18 protein-coding genes and 1 pseudogene are annotated in these 19,339 nt (G+C 41.4%); 9 read left to right on the top strand and 10 right to left on the bottom strand.

Going from position 1 to position 19,339, the window contains the following annotated elements:
- Positions 1-118: 118 nt before the first annotated feature.
- Positions 119-565, bottom strand: coding sequence for a ferritin-like domain-containing protein (locus EBQ12_RS04025; protein ID WP_007499129.1), 447 nt, complete (start codon positions 563-565; stop codon positions 119-121).
- Positions 566-731: 166 nt separating this feature from the next.
- On the opposite strand from EBQ12_RS04025, the gene addB reads away from it, so the two are divergent.
- Genes addB through EBQ12_RS04000 form a run of 5 tightly spaced genes read left to right on the top strand, consistent with a single transcriptional unit; the run spans position 732 to position 12,833 of the window.
- Entirely contained in the window at positions 732-4,241 is a 3,510-nt protein-coding gene (addB, locus tag EBQ12_RS04020) for a helicase-exonuclease AddAB subunit AddB (RefSeq protein ID WP_125589101.1), read from the top strand.
- Positions 4,219-7,923, top strand: coding sequence for a helicase-exonuclease AddAB subunit AddA (addA, locus tag EBQ12_RS04015; RefSeq protein ID WP_125589099.1), 3,705 nt, complete (start codon positions 4,219-4,221; stop codon positions 7,921-7,923). The genes addB and addA overlap by 23 nt, the downstream gene beginning before the upstream one ends.
- Positions 7,924-7,948: 25 nt before the next feature.
- Complete coding sequence (sbcD, locus tag EBQ12_RS04010; RefSeq protein ID WP_008348619.1) at positions 7,949-9,124, top strand: exonuclease subunit SbcD; 1,176 nt, start codon at positions 7,949-7,951, stop codon at positions 9,122-9,124.
- Positions 9,121-12,516, top strand: coding sequence for an exonuclease subunit SbcC (sbcC, locus tag EBQ12_RS04005; protein ID WP_125589097.1), 3,396 nt, complete (start codon positions 9,121-9,123; stop codon positions 12,514-12,516). Before sbcD ends, sbcC begins: the two co-directional genes overlap by 4 nt.
- A 17-nt stretch (positions 12,517-12,533) precedes the next feature.
- Positions 12,534-12,833 (top strand): hypothetical protein, encoded by a 300-nt coding sequence (locus EBQ12_RS04000; protein ID WP_017360217.1) that lies wholly within the window; start codon positions 12,534-12,536, stop codon positions 12,831-12,833.
- Between the two features lie 47 nt (positions 12,834-12,880).
- Here the strand turns inward: EBQ12_RS04000 and EBQ12_RS03995 are convergent, their stop codons facing one another.
- From EBQ12_RS03995 to EBQ12_RS03960, 8 genes are all read right to left on the bottom strand, one after another.
- A complete protein-coding gene (locus tag EBQ12_RS03995; RefSeq protein ID WP_003211468.1) occupies positions 12,881-13,099 on the bottom strand; it encodes a spore germination protein in 219 nt (72 codons plus the stop codon).
- A gap of 22 nt (positions 13,100-13,121) precedes the next feature.
- Positions 13,122-13,556 (bottom strand): spore germination protein GerPE, encoded by a 435-nt coding sequence (locus EBQ12_RS03990; protein ID WP_057079723.1) that lies wholly within the window; start codon positions 13,554-13,556, stop codon positions 13,122-13,124.
- Positions 13,556-13,732, bottom strand: coding sequence for a germination protein GerPD (locus EBQ12_RS03985; RefSeq protein ID WP_003210893.1), 177 nt, complete (start codon positions 13,730-13,732; stop codon positions 13,556-13,558). The genes EBQ12_RS03990 and EBQ12_RS03985 overlap by 1 nt, the downstream gene beginning before the upstream one ends.
- Positions 13,729-14,343 carry a spore germination protein GerPC gene (locus tag EBQ12_RS03980; protein WP_008348607.1) on the bottom strand — a complete coding sequence of 205 codons (615 nt, stop codon included), beginning with the start codon at positions 14,341-14,343 and terminating at the stop codon, positions 13,729-13,731. The genes EBQ12_RS03985 and EBQ12_RS03980 overlap by 4 nt, the downstream gene beginning before the upstream one ends.
- Positions 14,344-14,374: 31 nt before the next feature.
- The gene (locus tag EBQ12_RS03975) at positions 14,375-14,608 is read right to left on the bottom strand and encodes a spore germination protein GerPB (protein ID WP_017360215.1); all 234 of its coding nucleotides are present in this window, start codon (positions 14,606-14,608) and stop codon (positions 14,375-14,377) included.
- Positions 14,609-14,622: 14 nt separating this feature from the next.
- Positions 14,623-14,844 carry a spore germination protein gene (locus tag EBQ12_RS03970; protein ID WP_003211745.1) on the bottom strand — a complete coding sequence of 74 codons (222 nt, stop codon included), beginning with the start codon at positions 14,842-14,844 and terminating at the stop codon, positions 14,623-14,625.
- A gap of 127 nt (positions 14,845-14,971) precedes the next feature.
- Complete coding sequence (locus EBQ12_RS03965) at positions 14,972-15,133, bottom strand: aspartyl-phosphate phosphatase Spo0E family protein (RefSeq protein WP_008348605.1); 162 nt, start codon at positions 15,131-15,133, stop codon at positions 14,972-14,974.
- 122 nt (positions 15,134-15,255) lie between these two features.
- Positions 15,256-16,350, bottom strand: coding sequence for a CotH kinase family protein (locus EBQ12_RS03960; RefSeq protein WP_007499119.1), 1,095 nt, complete (start codon positions 16,348-16,350; stop codon positions 15,256-15,258).
- Between the two features lie 202 nt (positions 16,351-16,552).
- Between EBQ12_RS03960 and EBQ12_RS19680 the strand changes: the two are divergent.
- The 4 genes and pseudogenes from EBQ12_RS19680 to EBQ12_RS03940 all read left to right on the top strand — a co-directional run.
- A pseudogene (locus EBQ12_RS19680) lies at positions 16,553-16,603 on the top strand (hypothetical protein); the annotation flags it as partial.
- A gap of 328 nt (positions 16,604-16,931) precedes the next feature.
- On the top strand, positions 16,932-17,258 hold the full coding sequence (locus EBQ12_RS03950) for a hypothetical protein (RefSeq protein ID WP_125589093.1): 327 nt from the start codon (positions 16,932-16,934) through the stop codon (positions 17,256-17,258).
- 18 nt (positions 17,259-17,276) lie between these two features.
- Positions 17,277-18,182: a fumarylacetoacetate hydrolase family protein gene (locus EBQ12_RS03945; RefSeq protein WP_125589090.1), complete on the top strand. Its 906-nt coding sequence runs from the start codon at positions 17,277-17,279 to the stop codon at positions 18,180-18,182.
- A gap of 91 nt (positions 18,183-18,273) precedes the next feature.
- Complete coding sequence (locus EBQ12_RS03940) at positions 18,274-18,642, top strand: YisL family protein (RefSeq protein ID WP_007499115.1); 369 nt, start codon at positions 18,274-18,276, stop codon at positions 18,640-18,642.
- Between the two features lie 38 nt (positions 18,643-18,680).
- On the opposite strand, the gene EBQ12_RS03935 is transcribed toward EBQ12_RS03940, so the two are convergent.
- Positions 18,681-19,208 carry a DUF2777 family protein gene (locus tag EBQ12_RS03935; RefSeq protein WP_025207116.1) on the bottom strand — a complete coding sequence of 176 codons (528 nt, stop codon included), beginning with the start codon at positions 19,206-19,208 and terminating at the stop codon, positions 18,681-18,683.
- Positions 19,209-19,339 lie beyond the last annotated feature (131 nt).

Here is a 19,339-nt window from a genome sequence, read left to right as displayed (position 1 = left end):
AAAGGAAAAGCGAAGAGTCGTTTTGATGATGACAGCCCTTTATTTCACATATTGAATGAGCAAAAAAGCAATTTCATTTTTTGACGGAACATACGATCTCCTATTAAAATAGGGGTAACTAAGAAACATGGTGCGTTAAAAGATATAGAAACCAGACAGCATGCTGCTGTTCATCTTGAGCAATACGCTTCATTAATTCCTTTGTTCCTTGATCACGGACATAGTCTGATACCGTTAAGTAAAAATCGACTGTTTTTTGTTCGTCTTTAAAGGCAAATAAGAGACCTTCCCTAAATTGGTCTGGACAAGGCTCTGTTATGCTTGGTTTGTGGTTTTTACCAGTCAAAGAATAGTATAGCTTTGTAAATAGCTGATAATGTCTGACTTCATCCTGACGTATTTCTTGAATGATTTTTTTCGCTTCAGGATTTTTTGCTTTTTGTGCAAGTTTTTCATAGCATTGGATCGCAGAATATTCGCCATTGATGGCCTTTTCAAGGTCTGCAATGATCCTTGTGTTTTGGCGCATGTCATATGGCGAGTAGTCATAATAACCGTAATACATGATATTGCCAGCCTCCTTTTAGATCATGATGGTTTATGATATGAAAAGAGTCGGGAAAGGTGCCTATTTTCTTTTCAATCGGAGGAGAAAGGGAAGGTGATAGGAAAATAGCTATTTACCTTTATTTTCGCTAGAATATGAGTACATAAGAAAGGTGTTGTGGAACGTGGAGATTCAGTTTTTAGCAGGCAGATCAGGGAGTGGAAAAACGACTGCAATTCTAGAAGAAATCAAAGAACAACTTCGGCTTGATCCGCTGGGTCCGCCAATCATTTTTTTAGTCCCGGATCAAATGACATTTTTAATGGAATATGAGCTTGCAAAAACATCTGAAGCTGGTGGAATGATCAGGGCCAAAGTCTTTAGTTTTACTCGGCTTGCCTGGTCTATATTACAGCAGACTGGCGGTGCGAACCGTCAATTTGTCACAAGCACAGGAATTCAAATGCTCTTAAGAAAAGTAATAGAAGAACAGAAAGACAAGTTTAAGGTATTCAAAAAGGCGAGTGATAAACCGGGATTTGTTGAGCAAATAGAAAAGACGATGGCTGAATTCAAAAGGTACTGTATGATGCCGGAGGATATTGAAAAAATCTCGGCATCCAGTATGCATTCAGAGTATACAGAAGAAAGACGTGCGGCGGAAAAATTGCATGATCTTCATGTTCTTTATCAGCAGATGGAGCAGCATCTGCAAGATGAGTATGTGCACTCAGAGGATTACTTGACACTTCTGGCTCAGCAAATTCCTTTATCAGAAGAATTGAGAGGGGCACACATTTATATAGATGGTTTTTATCAGTTTACCCCCCAGCAGCTTCTTGTCATTGAACAGCTTTTGCTACATGCAGAAAAAATAACAGCTGCATTCACAGTGGATCGTTCCTATCATGACACGCAGCCAAATGAACTTGATTTATTTCGCATGACAGGTAAGACATATTCCCAGCTTTATCAGTTGGCCAAAGAGTGCGGAGCGGCTATTTCTGAGAACATTTTGGAGAGAAATAAGCGGCATCTTCATACCCCAGATCTAGCTTATTTAGAAAATCAATATGAACAGAGACCTTTGCAGCCGTATCAAGAAGAAACGCCTCACCTTACCGTATCGAAAAGTGCAAATAAACGAGCTGAAATTGAGGGAGTAGCGAGAGATATTCTTGATTTAGTAAGAGGGGAAGGTCTTAGGTTACGAGACATCTCAATTGTTGCAAGACATGTAGACGACTATAAAGATACGTTAAAAGAGGTGTTTCGAGATTACGATATTCCTTTCTTTATTGATGGAAATGAATCGATGCAGTATCATCCGCTCATTGAGTTCATTCGTTCGAGCCTCGATGTCATAAAAGGGAACTGGCGGTATGAGGCGGTGTTTCGCTGCGTGAAAACGGAGTTCTTATTTCCGCTTGAACTCGCTAAAAACAAAGCAAGAGAACAGGCGGATCAGCTTGAAAACTATTGTATTGCTTACGGTGTAAAAGGTGAACGCTGGACGAATGGTTCACGATTTCATTATCGCCGCTTCCAATCACTAGATGAAGATTTTGGACAAACCGATCAAGAAATAGAAATGGAGCAAATGCTGAATGATGTAAAAGAATGGATTGTTCCGCCTCTCTTTCAATTGCAAAAAAGATTGAAAAAAGCGCAAAAGCTAAGAGACATGGTGGAGGCAGTGTATGTCTTTCTAGAAGAAGCCCAAGTGCCAGAAAAGCTTGAAAAGGCAAGGCTTGAGGCAGAAGAAGCAGGCAGGTTAGCTGAAGCGATGCAGCATGGGCAAGTGTGGGATGCTGTCATTCAATTGATGGATGAATTTGTTGAAATGCTGGGCGAGGAGGAGCTCTCATTTCCATTATTTCAACAGATGATAGATACAGGACTGTCCTCTCTTAAGTTCGCTTTGATTCCCCCTTCACTTGATCAAGTGTTTATCGGAAGTATGGATTTATCCAGAATGTATCAAGTAAAGTGTACGTTTGTCATTGGAGTAAATGATGGGGTTATACCTGCACGGCCCTCTGATGAAAGTGTATTGTCTGAAGACGACCGGGAATGGTTAAAACGGGCAGGAGCAGAGCTGGCAGAGACAGGGAAGGAACGGCTGCTGGATGAACAATTTTTGATATATCAAGCGCTGTCCAGTCCATCGCACTACCTGTATGTATCCTATTCAGCTTCAGATACGGAAGGGCGGTCTCTTTTGCCTTCGACCCTCATCAAGTATTGTGAGGAACTGATGCCAAACCATCAGCAAGCCCTCTATGTGTTAGATCCAGAGCAGTTGGATGATCAGGAGCAATTAAAATTTGTAACAAACGAGCATGTCTCGTTATCCTATACCGTTTCGCAGCTGCAACAATGGCTCAATCAATATCGGATCAGCGGCGTATGGTGGAGTGTATATAATCATTTGATGACCTCGTCCAACCGCGACGTATCAAAAAAAATCATGTCCAGCTTGTTCTTTACAAATAGAGCGAAACGTTTAAATCCGAATGTCACAAAAGAACTTTACGGTGACCATATTCAGGGCAGTGTTTCAAGAATGGAGAAATTCAATGCATGTGCATTTTCTCATTTTGCTTCCCACGGGTTAAAACTAAAAGATCGACAATTTTACAAATTAGAAGCACCTGATATCGGCCAGCTCTTTCACTCGGCTTTAAAACTGATTTCAGATACGCTTGTTGAACAAAAAAAGGATTGGAAAAACTTAACGAAGGAAGATTGTGTGACCTACTCAAGGCATGCAATTGAACAGCTAGCTCCACGTCTACAAAAAGAAATTTTATTAAGCTCTAATCGGCATGCTTATATAAAAGAAAAGCTTCAAAAAATCCTCATCAGGGTGTCTTCTATATTAAGCGAACATGCAAAAGTGAGCGGATTCTCTCCGGTTGGACTTGAGTTAGGTTTTGGAGGTCAAGGACCTCTGCCGCCGTTTACTTTTCAATTAAAAAACGGCTGCACGATGGAGCTTGTTGGAAGGATTGACCGAGTGGATAAAGCAGAAGGATCAAAAGGACTTCTTTTAAGAATTGTCGACTATAAGTCCAGTGAGAAGGGGCTTGATCTAGCAGAAGTTTACTACGGTTTAGCCTTGCAAATGCTCACTTATTTAGACCTGACCATTACGTATTCTAAAGAATGGCTTGGCATGGAAGCGACACCGGCAGGAATTTTATACTTCCATATTCATGACCCGCTGATTCAAGCGCCTATTCCGCTTGGAGAAGATGCAATTGAGCAGGAAATATTGAAGAAATTTAAAATGAAGGGTCTATTGCTCGAAGATGTGGAAGCAGTGAAGTTGATGGATCAAACACTCGAATCAGGAAGATCACAAGTCATCCAAGCTGGTTTGAAAAAGGATGGTTCTTTCCGATCTGACTCTGCGGTATTAAGTGAAGATCATTTTCACATTCTCACAAAACACGTTCGGCGAACCTTTGAAGAGGCAGGAGAAAGAATTACAAGCGGTGAGGTAGAGATAAACCCATATAAATTAAAGGATCAAACCCCTTGCCGCTTTTGCTCCTTTAAGTCTATTTGCCAATTTGATGAATCAATAGAAGATAATGAATTTAGGGTGCTCACCTCTGAGAAGGATGATGTCATGTTAGACCGGATCAAAAAAGAAGGGGATCAGTATGCAAATACCAAAACCGAATAACAGTACTTGGACAGATGACCAATGGAACGCCATCGTTTCAGAAGGACAAGATATTCTTGTTGCTGCGGCGGCAGGGTCAGGGAAAACAGCGGTCTTGGTTGAACGGCTGATTCGAAAAATGACTCGGCCTGAGCAGCCAGTTGATGTGGACAGGCTGCTCGTAGTGACTTTTACCAATGCTTCAGCAGCAGAAATGAAGCACCGGATCACTGAAGCACTTGAAAAAGAACTATCTAAAAACCCTGGATCACTTCATATGCGGAGACAGCTGTCACTTATGAATCGTGCCAATATTTCTACCTTGCACTCTTTTTGTTTGCAAGTTCTCCGTACCTTTTATTATGAGATTGACCTTGATCCAGGTTTTCGTTTGGCTGATCAAACAGAAGGAGAATTATTAGGAGATGAAGTGTTAGATGAACTGTTTGAGGATGAGTATAAGGCTGGAAAGCCGTCATTCTTTGAACTCGTTGATCGTTACACATCTGATCGGCATGATTTAGATCTTCAATGGCTTGTCAAAAGAATTTATGAGTTTTCTAGGTCACATCCAGCTCCCGAACAATGGATGCGGGCATTCCTTTCTCTTTATGATGTGGATACACAGACAAAGGTAGAAGAATTACCCTTTTATCCATATATCAAAGAGGACCTTTCTCTCGTTTTAAGAAGCTGTCAGGAACTGCTGGAACAAGCGCTCACTTTATCAAAAGAGCCGGGCGGTCCAGCACCGAGAGCAGAGAATTTTATAGATGATTTAGAGCAAGTAAATGAATTAATAAGGCATCAAGATGATTTTGGGACACTTTATGAGCTTTTGCCAAACATCAATTTTAAAAGGTTAAAGACTTGCAAAGGGGATGACTATGACCCGGCTCTGTTAGAAAAAGCAACAGATGCACGCAATCAAGCCAAAAAACAATTAGAAAAGCTAAAAGATGAATACTTTATGCGCAGTCCCGATCAGCATTTAAAAAGCTTGGCTGAAATGAAGCCAGTTGTAGAAACACTTGTAGAGCTTGTGATTCAATATGGAGAGCGTTTCGAAAGAGCAAAACAAGAAAAATCAATCGTAGACTTTTCGGATCTAGAACATTATTGTTTGCGCATTTTAGCGAAGCAGGACGCAGAAGGAAATCTCATTGAAACAGAAGCGGCTAAATACTATCAACAGCAATTTGAAGAAGTACTCGTGGATGAATACCAGGATACAAACCTTGTCCAAGAAACGATTTTAAAGCTTGTGTCTAAAGGGAAACATCCTGCCGAAGGCAACCGCTTTATGGTTGGTGATGTGAAGCAGTCCATTTATCGCTTTAGACTTGCAGAGCCGATGCTCTTTTTAAATAAATATAAACAATTTAAAGCAGACAGCAATGAAACAGGTAAAAGAATTGATCTAAATAAAAACTTCCGTAGCCGGGCTGATGTATTAGACAGTACCAACTTTCTGTTCAAACAGCTGATGGGAGAAACAGTTGGAGAAATTGAATATGACGAACAAGCTGAATTAAAGCTTGGAGCGAGTTATCCGCAAAGCGAAGACACGACGTCAGAAATGCTTCTTGTTCATTTAGATCAGCACGACACAGAAAACGATGAAGAACGAGAAGAGTTAGAGACGGTACAATTTGAGGCGAGAGTGATTGCGAAGAAAATAAAAGAACTTGTAGAACAGCCTTTTCAAGTGTACGATGCAAAACAGCAGCTGACCCGCAACTTGCAGTATCGAGACATTGTGATCTTGCTTCGCTCAATGCCGTGGGCTCCGCAAATGATGGAAGAGTTGAAGAAGCAGGGAATCCCTGTTTATGCGAATCTTTCCTCAGGTTATTTTGAAGCTACAGAAGTATCTGTCATTCTTTCTTTGTTAAAAGTGATTGATAATCCATATCAAGATATTCCGCTCGCTGCTGTTTTAAGGTCACCTCTTGTTCATTTAGACGAAAATGAGATGGCACTGATTAGAACAAGTGATAAAAAAGGCACTTATTATGACGCTGTGAAGGCATTTATGAGTGTGACACACTCTGATCATCCGACATGCAGAAAGCTGGAGCGTTTCTTCCTTCAATTACGCAAATGGCGTGATTTTTCGATTCAGCATTCGGTAGCAGAACTGATTTGGGAAGTGTACCGAGATACACAATATCTAGATTATGTCGGCGGGATGCCAGGAGGTAAGCAAAGACAGGCAAACCTTCGGGCTTTATATGATCGAGCGAAACAGTATGAAAAGGCTGCATTTAGAGGGCTGTTTCGATTTCTTCGATTTATTGAAAGAATGCAAGAGCGTGGAGATGATCTTGGAGCGGCAAAAACGTTCAGTGAAACAGAGGATGTTGTCCGCATGATGACCATTCATAGCAGTAAAGGACTCGAATTCCCTGTTGTGTTTACTGCAGGACTTGGCAGGAACTTTAACATGATGGATTTAAACCAGTCCTATTTGCTCGATAAAGAATTAGGTTTTGGCAGCAAATATATTCATCCTGAGCTGAGAATTAGTTATGCAACATTACCGCTGATCGCGATGAAAAAAAAGATGAGAAAAGAACTATTATCTGAAGAACTGAGGGTTCTATATGTGGCGCTCACAAGGGCAAAGGAAAAATTATTTTTAGTCGGCTCTGTCAAAAATCAAGTGAAAGCTTTAAGCAAGTGGCAAAATGCCGCAAACGGAGACGACTGGCTTCTTCCTGATTTTGAACGATATCAAGCGAGAACATACTTAGATTTTATTGGCCCAGCTCTTATCCGTCATCAAGCGATGTCTTCTCTTTTAGAAGAATCGAGAGAAGTCGTTCTCTCGCATCCATCATCATTTTCTATCACCTTTCATCAAGCGTCCGATCTTCTACAAGAAGACATATCACTTGAAAAACAAAAACAAGACGAAGTGGTACAAGCATTAATGGAAGGTGTGCCTGTTCAAGGATATGGCGATTACGAGGAGGAAGTAAAAGAAAGACTTTCATGGCGTTATCCATATTTAGCGGCCTCCCAAGTAGGGACAAAGCAGTCAGTTTCTGAAATCAAAAGAATGAAAGAAATACAGGATGAATACAGTGTGCCTTCTTCCATTCGAAAAGCTCATGCGACACTGTACGAACGACCGGCTTTTATGAAGAAAAAAACACTCACAGCCGCAGAACAAGGGACGGCCATGCATACAGTTATGCAGCATATCCCTCTTCCTTCAAATGAACCATATGATGAATCTCGTGTAGAAGAGCTGGTCCATTCTTTAAAAGAGAAAGACTTACTAACAGATGAACAAATCCAGTCCATCAATCGAGAAGGAATTGTGGCCTTCTTTTCTACTGCTATTGGTCAAAAACTGCGGAAAGCGGACTGGGTGAAACGAGAAGTATCGTTTAGTATGGTTTTACCGGTTAAAGAGGTATACAGCCATATTGATGCAGAAGGTGAACCTGTGCTCATTCAAGGAATGATTGATTGTTTATTTGAAGCAGATGGCAAGCTCTATTTACTTGATTATAAAACAGATCGAGTGACTGGCAGATTCTCAGGTGGATTTGAGGAAGCAGAAGCGATGTTAAAAAAACGCTATGAAACGCAAATATCGTTGTATACAGCAGCGGTAGAACGTTTAACAAACAGAACATTAGAGGAAAAAATCCTTTATTTTTTTGATGGAAATCTAGAAATTTCTTTATAGGTGGAATGAATGAGAGGTGAATCACATGAGGATTCTGCATACAGCGGATTGGCATCTAGGGAAAACCCTTGAAGGCCGAAGCCGGCTTGAGGAGCAAGCTGAGTTTTTAGATGAATTAAATCAAATCGTCAAGGATGAACACATTGATGTCGTTGTGATGGCTGGAGATGCCTTTGATACAGTGAACCCTCCTGCTCGCGCAGAACAGCTTTTTTATGAAAGTCTGTCTGCATTATCTGATAAAGGAAAGCGTCAGGTGGTTGTGATCTCTGGCAACCATGATAACCCAGACCGTTTATCAGCCGCATCTCCTTTAACGAATGAGCAGGGGATTCATTTAATTGGATATCCGACAAATGATTTAATTCATGTCGATGTTCCTTCTGCAAGTGAACGTCTATCTATTGCAGCACTCGCTTACCCGTCCGAAGCAAGGCTAAACGAAGTGCTGGCTGAAACATTTGAAGAGAAACTGCTTCGTGATCAGTACAATTTAAAAATACAACAAATGTTTCAACATTTAAGCAGCCAATTTCAGGCGGATACGGTCAATATCGCAACAAGTCATATTTATGTGGCAGGTGGCAGTCAAACGGATTCGGAAAGGCCGATTGAAGTGGGAGGCGCATATACCGTTGCGGCCGAAAGTCTGCCTGAGGCGGCTTGTTATGTCGCATTGGGGCATTTACATCGCCCCCAAACCATTAAACGTGCCAAAACGATTGCCCGCTATTCTGGATCTCCACTTGCATACAGCTTTTCTGAAGCAGGCTACGCCAAATCAGTCACCATTGTGGATGCAAAACCGAATGAAACAGCAAGCTGGAAAGAAGTGTTTTTATCAAGCGGTAAACCACTTATGAAGTGGAAGGCGACTGAAGGACTGAGCCAAGTACACAGTTGGCTGGATGAAAAGCGGGATCTTCAAGCCTGGATTGATTTAGAGATTCACTTAACAGATCAGCTGTCGATCGAACAAATTCATCAGCTTAGAAAACAGCATAGTGGATTTGTCCATATTAGACCAAAGTTTAAAGAGTTACAGCAAAAAGAAGAACAAAAACAAGTGGAAAAGCTCTCGATTGAAGAGCGGTTCGTGAAATTTTATGAGCGTCAGACAGGTGGAGGTCTACCTGATGAAAAAACCGTCAAGCTATTTTTAGAGCTTGCCAATGACATGCAAGAGGAGGAAGCGAATTGAAGCCGATCACGCTAACCATTAAAGGACTTCATAGCTTCAGAGAAGAGCAAACCATTGACTTTAGCTCCTTATGTGATGCAGGTGTGTTTGGTATTTTTGGACCGACTGGAAGCGGAAAATCGTCTATATTAGATGCCATGACACTAGCACTCTATGGCAAGGTCGAACGTGCACTCAATAATACGCATGGTATTTTGAACCAAGCTGAAGAAAAGCTGTCTGTCTCCTTTACGTTCGCTTTGCAAAGGGAACACCATATTTCTTATAAAGTGGAACGTGCCTTTAAACGGGCAGATGAAATGAAGGTTAGAACGACGTTATGCCGATTGATTGAAATTGGTGATACGCAGACAGTTCTTGCAGATAAAGCAAGTGAGGTCAATCGTAAAATAGAAGAATTACTTGGTTTAACCATTGACGATTTTACGAGAGCGGTTGTTTTACCCCAAGGAAAGTTTGCGGAATTCCTTTCATTGAAAGGAGCCGACAGACGCCAAATGCTGCAGCGTTTGTTTAATTTGGAGAAATATGGTGATCAGCTCGTCAAACGTTTACGCGCAAAGGCTCAAAATCACTATGGTCAGAAAAACGAACTGCTGGCTGAACTGACTGGATTAGGAGAAGCTGGTCCAGAGGCATTAGCGAAAGCTAAAGAAGCAGCTGCGCAGGCGCAAGCTATTTTTCTTGAGAAAAAACAAACGCGGGACGAAGCGTTCACTACTTTTACAAAAGCGCAAGCCATCTGGCAGTATCAAAAGGAACAAGAAGCGTACGAGAAGGAACAAAACAAACTCAATCTACTGGCACCAACGATGGAAGAGAAAAAGAATCAACTTCGCATTGCAGAGCAGGCAGATACATTAAAGCCTTATGCGGATGCATTAACAAAGGCTGAAAAGCAGCTCTCTCAAGCATCAAAAGAGAAGCAGGAAGCAGAAAAACATTTACTTCATCAACGAACGATCTATGATCAAATGACGCAGGAGTATGAGCAAACACGGCAAAAGAAAATGGAAAATGAGCCAGAGCTTCTTCAAAAGAAAGAGCAGCTGATTCAATTAAAAGAAATTGAACGAAAAAAAGAAACAGCTCTTCAGGAAAAGACCGTACTAGAGCAGCAAAACCATGAAAAAGCGCAGCAATTGACTCAAAAAAAAGCGGAAGCCGAAAACGTGCAATCTTTATTAGAGCGTGCGCTTGCGAAACAAACACAGTTGAAGCATGAGCTGGAACAATTACAAGTCTCTGTCAAAGAGCGAAAACTTGTACAAGACGCACTTCGTTTCAGTGAAAATGTTCAAAGAATGAATGTGAGCATTCAAAAGGAAGAACAAAAGATTGAGGAGCTAAGACAGCGTTCAGCACAGGCGACACAATCGTATGAAAAGCTTCAAAAACAGCAAAAAGATCATCATGAAAAAATAAATCAATCGTTTCAAGCGATAGAACAATTGTATTTTTATGTATGTGAATTTGAACGAGGTCTTACAGAATGGAGTCATAAAGAGCAGGACAAAAAACAAGAAAAATTAAAACAGCGTGATGTTGTCAGATCGGCAGAATTAAGAAAAGAATTAGCGGCAGAGCTAGTAGACGGTGAACCATGTCCTGTTTGTGGATCGATTCATCATGATCCAAAGGCTGTGATAGACAATGTTCATGAAGAAACGGTGGCCCAAATTGATGAATGGATTGTAAAAATAGATAAAGAGCTCAAGCTGGCAGAGGAATATGCTAGAGACATGTTTGCTGCAAAGCAGCTGCTTGAAACGCATGCCAATCAATTAGTTAAACAGTTCTCCTTTTTATCTCAAAAAGCCCCCGATTCGGAAGTAGCTGCAGCAGTAGAAGCAGTACAGAATCCGCAGTCTTTGCACCAGCTGATTCAAGAATGGAAAGGCGTAAAACAAGATATTCAAGCAATCGAAAGCAAACGAGCTCGTTTAATGGACGTCACTTATGATCAAGCGGCAGAAATGAGCAAAGTCAAAGATCAACTGACATTTGAGCAGCAGCGCATACAAGAACTAGACATGCTGATCAAGGAGCTTCGATCTGAGCTTTCCGAACAACTGACGCAATTTGAACAGACCTTTCCTCACCTGACAATCAACCAAGTGCAGGAAATGCAGCAACAAATTGACGAAAAGGATCAACAAGCGGAAGGTTATCAAGAGCGTATTGAGAAGAGTATTTCTTTTCTAGAGGAAAAACAGCAGGCAAAAGAGCATCTGCAAACAGCCATATACGATCTAGAGAAGGAACTCGATAAGCTGGCGCATAAGCTCGGAAGCCAGCAACACCTGATCGATCAATATGAAACAGATTTACAGCGATATCCTTTAAAAGCCGCTTCTCTTTCTGATGAACTGGACGAAGTTCAACAATCTCTTGCTCATCTAAATGAAAAAGAACAGCAATCGTACGAGCAATTTAAGCATGCACAGCAATTATTTAGTGAGGCGCAAAGCCATTTCTCAAGCAGTGAACGTCAGCTCCAAGAGGCTAAGCGGCGAAAACAAGAAGCTGAGAAAGCGTGGCAAAAAGAAACAGCATCTACTCCTTTTGCTCATCCTCAGGAGATAGCACCTGCTTTAATGGATCGATCTGTACGTCTTACAGTCAAACAGGAAATTGATGAATTTGAGGATAAAAGAAAGCAATGTGCAGCAAACTTAAAGCGAATTTCGGAACTGTTAAAAGGTGAGTCGCTGGATGAAGACGAGTGGACAGACATTCAACTAAAAAAAGAAGCGGCGGAAAAAGCGCTTGAAGAAGCGACAGCGCTGAGTGGATCTGCACAGGAGCATCTGCGAGTGATTGAAGCAAACCATCAGCGCTTTGCAAGCATTCATGAACGCCTTGAAGAACTGCAGCAAGAAATTGACCGGCTGGATAAGCTTCAAACTGTGTTTAAAGGGAATACATTTGTTGAGTTCCTAGCAGAAGAACAGCTAGAAAGTGTCAGCCGTGATGCTTCTCATCGTCTTGGGATTTTGACAAGACAAAGGTATGCCATTGAAGTCGATTCAGAGGGCGGTTTTGTGATGCGGGATGATGCCAATGGAGGTGTCAGACGTCCGGTATCCAGCTTGTCTGGGGGAGAAACTTTCCTGACGTCTTTAGCACTTGCCCTTGCTCTGTCTGCACAAATTCAGCTGAGAGGTGAGTTCCCGCTGCAATTCTTCTTCTTAGATGAAGGATTTGGTACACTCGATCAAGACTTGTTAGATACGGTGATTACAGCATTAGAGAAGCTACAATCTCAAAATTTAGCTGTTGGTGTGATCAGCCATGTGGAAGAATTAAAGATGAGACTGCCAAAGAAACTGATTGTCCACCCAGCAGATCCAAGCGGGAAAGGAACAACAGTCTCGATGGAATTAATGTAAAGTGAGGTGATCTCAGGATGGCAAAGCAAACGATTGGATTATGTGAGCTGTGCGGAAGACAAGAGGTCGTCCTTACAGAACATCACTTAACGCCAAGAGAAGAAGGAGGGGCCTTTCTACCGACTGCCTTCCTGTGTATCCCTTGCCATAAACAAGTACATGCTCTTTATACAAACCAGGAGCTTGCCGCACGTTTGAATACGCTGGATGCCCTAAGACAAGATGAAAAGCTTGTTCCGTACATCAAATGGATTCGAAAGCAGCCGGCAAGCAAGCTGGTCAAGACAAAGAAATCAAGACAACGCAGAAAGAAATAAGCATAAAAAAGCGCTCCTCTAAATGAAATGAGTGTAGAGGAGCCGCTTTATGCATTGCCTACCATATTCTGATCATTTAAGTCAGGATCCACATAGTTGGTGGCGCTAATGCCATTATTTAAAATCAAGAAATCTCCGGTATTCCCCGCTCCAGAGCCTAAAGCAGATTTTGAAGAACTTTTAGGCGAAAGATAAAATGAGTCACCGACGTTTACGACGCCCCCAGAAATCGAGTTAATGTAAATGGGTCCGACAATTGCTGGCATAATCGACATCCTTTATTCGAAGTCATATCACCATCATATGCGCAGGTAGGTCCAATTGTGAGTTTGGCGGATGTTCGTCATTGTTGCTAAATAACTCTCGAATATGCTTCACTCGCGCAACGGCATTTATTCCGCACGTAGAGCCAATTTGATAGATAGAGGAGGAAGAGACCCCTTCTACATGAATGGACGACACTTTAATGAGAGGCTTTTCATGATAAAAGGCCGTTCTAACCGCTCGTTCTGGCAGCATCAATGGGAGCGGCTCATAATACACTTCAAATTCTTTTGCATCTAGGTTTTCAGCTTCATTTCCATAAAACAAACTAATGGTTCGCTGAACAGCTAACACCTTCACGTTCGGACATAGCTCTTGTGTATCACCAATTTGAACAACACTCGCAATCCCGACAGAATTCACCTTCGAGAACTTCACTTGAGATGTGCGCTTGATCATTATCGAGGGGCTAGAGGAACAAACGGGCCAATAATTAAAGATTCTGGCGGTGTATCGAAAATCGATGACAGTTGTACATGGTCCGTGTCCCCGATAATAAATAGGGAAGAGGACGATACCCCAACTACTTTAATGCTTCCGGTTTCGATGTTGCGATTGACGACTGTGAAATTCATCCGTTTTCCTCTCCTTTCGTTTCATTTGGAATATGGGCTAAAAAGTGCTCGATTGCCCGTTTGACATCATGTTTCACGTATTCAGCAATTTGCTCGGAACGTTGAAGCGGGGTCATATCTTCCCTTTGTGGCAGCTGCCCCGCATAATATTTGATTCTGCTGTCTATTTGTTTTCGAATGTCCTCAATGATATGGTGTTTGTTGCTTTCATCAAGCGAGCCTTCGTATCGCTGCTCTAGTTCTTCAAGAAGCTGCGGTGCTTCTTCATTTAAGAATGCATCCACAAGCTGGCGTGTTTGATTGAAAAATTGATCAGCCATTTCTTGCTGCATCATTCCAATTCCCGGGGTTGTTGTTTGGCCCACTTCAAAATTTTGAACACTATTTGGATCAGATGGATTGAGGCCGATATTTAATGTGCCTTCCAGCCGCTCGATTTTCAGTTGATCAAATTGATAATCAATCCGTTCAATCGTTGTTGTCGGTTTATCTTTGATCATTTGCATTTCCTGCTGAAGCTCGTTAAGCCTTTTTTCAAGCATCATGATTTGCTGTGTTTGCTTTTGAATGATGCCATACATTTGTGAAGCGCTGTTTTGATAGTCATACATATGCATACACCTCCGGGGATTGCAGATGAACTTATGTTGTTGGTGACTGAAGCGGTACAAAAGGTGCCGTGCTTGCGCCCTGAGCTTCTTGAATTCCTTGTGTGCCTGCTGCGGCAGGTGCTGCTTCTACGTAGCTACCAGTGTTATACAGATTGGAGAGTGCTTTGATTGATCCAGCACTGCCGATTTGCAGAACGGATGAGTTACTCACAGACTCCACACGTAAGTAATTAATTTGTATCGCTTGATTAATATAGAAGTTCAACGGATTCTCACTCCTTACAAGTTACCAACAAGCGGTTGATCAATGACATCACTATCATACGTATTTGTCACACTTTTATAGTTGCTAATGCGTAATTGATCACCAGTGTTAAAACTGCCTGCGCCGGCAAACGTTTTAACCTGACTATTTGGAGAAATGGTGATGCAATCTCCAACATGAACGACTCCGCTCGTTCCGACGGCATTTACTTTAAAGGCTCCAACAATAGCCGGCATAGCGGTGCACATCCTTTAGAAAAATAGGGCACTTCGTTTTTGGGCGTTTCACCATAGCTTATGATGGGTCTTTTAATATGTGATTGTCTTTTTGAAGAACTTTGATGAGAGGAATGAAGTGTATGGTTTACCCTTTATTCGAGCATTCTTTAGAGGTGGTTTTGATGCCTTTATTTAAGAGTGTGTCAAGCTCTTGACTGCACCTGATGGTTTCTTCGGCATTCATTCCGAATTTTTTTGCGGTCTCAATTAAATGTAATCTTTTTTGTTCAATTTCATAATTGATCATAACGGACGCCAACTCTCACATTTTTTATCAAATAGAAGGATATGGTTAGTATACCCTATTTTTCTATAAAAAAAGCTCTTTCGTCAATATGAGAACTAAAGTGACAAAATTCGAAAGTGTCTTTACAGGTGCGATGTCTCTTTTTTAATCTCAGTTTGTAAATAACGTCGTCTTTTGTTGATATACTGTCGGATTAATTCTCGCTCTGAACGCAGCATGTCTTGTCGGTTTTTCGTATATGGATCATCTCCAATTCGCTGCTCAATCGAAGCATGCCATGTCTCAATGATGGGGAGAAGTCGTTTTTCTAAAAAATGTGTATCTAGTACGTGCTGGAAAAGGGCATAATAGTCTCTTTTAAATGCAGGGATGTCTAGTAATCTAGCGGTTAATGTATTGAAACCGCTGACTGGAATATAATCAAACGCCATTTCTTCTCCGTGAATATCACGACCCCAAGTCGCATCATAATCCCAAGGCATTACTTGAAACCTTCCTTGATCATTCACATAAAGGGCATAGTTATGAACAAAGCCATCAAAATTTTGGGTACACACGACACCGATGAGCCAGCGGAAATATTGTGTCACATCAAGATACTGCTCAATCTTATTTGCAAACGTGTCGTCCCTTGCGGTGTTCAAAAAGTAAATAAATTCACTCAGCTGCTTGTCGTGTTCAGGTGTTCCTGTTTTTTTCTCATAACCGAGAAGAAGATGTTTTTTAGGCTTTTTATCAAATGAACTTAAAAGAGAGAAATTGGCGTCATCATCTACAGCATAATAAATGCCGCCTCCATGCAGCTGTCGTTTTTGGAGGAACAGCTCATCTACAGATTCTATTTTTAAATAAATGCCTTCTTTTCTTCCATTAATGGTCAGAAACACATGAGAAGCGGACGGGCTGAACACACCCATTTGTTCAAAGAAATAAAAAGACAGCCTGTTGCGAATGAAAGAAGGATCATTGTACTCTGCATTTAAGTGAAAAAGGGATTCGCCTTGTCTTTGCTTTGGTTTTCGATATTCAATTTGATAGGATTTTTTCTTGAGTTTTCGGATGTGTGATCCTCGGTATGAGGCATAAATATGTGACTTCGTTTGGCCGGTTTTCAGAATGGCCTCGACGGGTTCATCGTTCCATACGTCCTTTTTTAATTCCATGAGATCTTTTGGATGAATCCAGATATCCAGTTGTTTTAAAGGTTCTGTGTCCATGCATTCATCACCCTCCTATTCTCCTCCACTATATGAAATTGAAGGAATGTCCTGTACCTTCTGGTAGGTATTCATGGAGTTTTCTAAGAAAGAGGCATTCGCCAAGAACACTTGTCTATCGAGTCTCGTAACATAAAGCAGAGAAGATAAACAGCTTTGTCTGTTTGTTTTGTCAGAGCACAGTTTGGGAGGGGAATTGTTCGTGAGCACATTTGATCATTCGCATATTGAACATGCAGTTGATTCACTTCGAAGCGAGGGGCGTGATCATCACTTAGATCGTGAACCAGAATCGGGACATTCACACAAATCATCTCGTTCTCGTCATTCAAATCGCCGTCACTGGTTCTTTGGTGGAGGAGGCTGCCGTAAGTCACATCGCAGCAAAAAAAGCCATAAAAGCTATCGTTCTAAGAAAAGCTATCGCTCTAAAAAAAGTCGCTGCTCAAAGAAAAGTGTAAAGAGCAAGAAATCATGCAAAAGTAAAAAGTCGTACCGCAGCAAAAAGTCGTATAAAAGCAAAAAGTCATGCCGTAGCAAAAAGTCGTATAAAAGCAAAAAGTCATACCGCAGTAAAAAGAGTGAACCAAAAAAATCATGCCGCAGCAAATACAGATCTCATCATAAGAAAAGCTGCCGTAAATCACACCGCAGCCATCGATCTAAACGTTCTCATCACCACAAACGGAGTCACTCTTGCCGAAGATGCGGAAAGAAAAAACATCATTCCCGCCATCAAGGAAATGTTGATCGTAAATGGGATCAAGGGAATATGTGGGAGTATCGACGCTACCGCTAAATGTCAGATCTTCATTTTTGAAACCCTTTTTAAAAGAGAGTATGATAAAAAAGGGTTTTTTTTATTTCGTAGAGAAATAAAAATGAGACATCATAATGTAGTGAAATGAAGATTGTGAGGGGAAGACATGAAGTTTTTTACAGGTGAGATACATAACAGATTGTTTATCGGGGTCGTCATTGATGATGAATGGGTGATGGACGTCAAAAAGGCAGAAGCAAAACTATTTGAGCTGGAGACATTGCCAAACTCTTTATCTGAATGCATTAACATGGGGGACAAGTTTGTCGAACACGTCAAACAGCTTCTTGATTGGGCGGAGAAAAAAGAAGAAGACCGCGGCTCTTATGTCTATCCGCTTTCGGACGTGACACTCCATGCACCGATTCCAAAACCAACGAAAAACATCATGTGTGTTGGGAAAAACTATCAAGATCACGTCATGGAAATGGGAAGTGCGGCAGATATTCCTAAAGACGTGATGATCTTTACAAAGGCGCCTACCTCTGTTGTAGGGCATGAAGCGGACATTCTTCTCCATGAAGATGTGACAAGTGAATTGGATTACGAAGGGGAGCTTGCCATTGTCATTGGCAAAACAGGAAAGAATATTGCTCTTGAAGAGGTCCGCGATTACATTTTCGGTTACACCATTTTAAATGATATAACGGCAAGAGATTTGCAGAAAAAACACAAACAATTTTTCATAGGAAAAAGCTTAGATACAACTTGTCCAATGGGACCTTATATCGTTCACAAGTCAGTGATCGAGGATCATGGAGCACTCCATGTGGAAACAAAGGTAAACGGAGAGGTTCGTCAGTCTGCCAGTACGGAATTAATGATCTTCCCAATTGAAGACATTGTGTCAACTCTTTCAAAAGGGATGACGCTGGAAGCGGGAGACATCATTGCAACAGGTACACCTTCTGGAGTCGGCAAAGGTTTTGAACCGCCAAAATTTTTAGCCTCAGGCGATCAGATTGAAGTAACAATTGAACCAATTGGGACGTTATCAAATCGTGTCAAATAAAGGCGTGTTGACACAGGATTGTCGCTTTGTGTTCGACTTATTTCGTGGTACGATGAGAAGGTAATTGTTCTGATAAAGGGGGAAATCACAAATGGGAACACATTTACATATTACAGCGTGGGTGCTAGGTATTATTTTATTTTTCGTTGCCTTTGCATTAGCAGGTAAAAACGATAAAGGCGCTAAAATTGTGCATATGATCGTAAGACTGTTCTACTTGATTATTATTGCAACAGGTGTAGAGCTGTATGTTCGCACAGGAATGAAAATCCCGGGTTACGGGGGCGAGTATGTTGGAAAAATGATACTTGGTATTCTTGTGATTGGTTTCATGGAAATGGTCCTGGTACGCAAGAAAAAAGGAAAATCGGTGACGGGTGTATTCATTGGTTTTATCGTGGTTGCTATTGTGACCATTCTTCTCGGCTTACGTCTGCCGATCGGTTTCCATATCTTTTAAGATAAAAAGGGCATTGCTTATCAAAAGCAGTGCCCTTTTTATGTGAGATCAAACTGAGACATCAGCCGGTGACCGTCAGACGTCGTCCATTCCAATTGAACTTGATTTGCGTCCGAATGATGGTGGCATTGAAGGGCAAGTGATTGCATGTCTCCTGAAAACTGAAAAAAAGACACGCGATGAGAAGGATGGAAGGAAGAGAAGACACAATCATAGACGGAAAAGCCAAGCTGTTCTACATAGTCAATGATCTGATAAAAGACGCTTTCCGGTACGAACATGAGCAAATCAAGCCACCCTTTAGAAAGAGACGCTGTATATTGAATGCGTTCACCGCCTTTTACCTCCATCAACTTCCCATTCTCACAAAGAACGACAGACCCGAGCAATTCTCCTTTTGTCCATCGATCCTTTTCTTTCAAACAGATCATAGAACTTTGAAGGCTTTCAGGCATCATGATGTCTCCTTCTTCGTCTTCAATCAGACAATGACCGTTTTCCATCAGTAAGTATCCGTTACACCATTTTGGGTGGTTTTGCTGAAGATATGTCATGCGGTTCTCCATTCGCAAAACCTCCTTTCCTCTTTCTTTTCTTACCAAATGAAGCTTGTCCTATACACAGGAGGAAAAAAGGACAAATCAACTATCAAGGAGACGATGCATAAACTAAGAAAGGCTAAATGAGAACACTTGAT

Origin of the sequence: Bacillus sp. 2B09, from assembly GCF_003946835.1 — a bacterium.
GTDB classification, from domain to species: Bacteria; Bacillota; Bacilli; order Bacillales; family Bacillaceae; genus Bacillus; species Bacillus altitudinis.
Note: the sequence above shows the minus strand (reverse complement) of the source record. Positions and strands in the feature narration are given on the sequence as shown.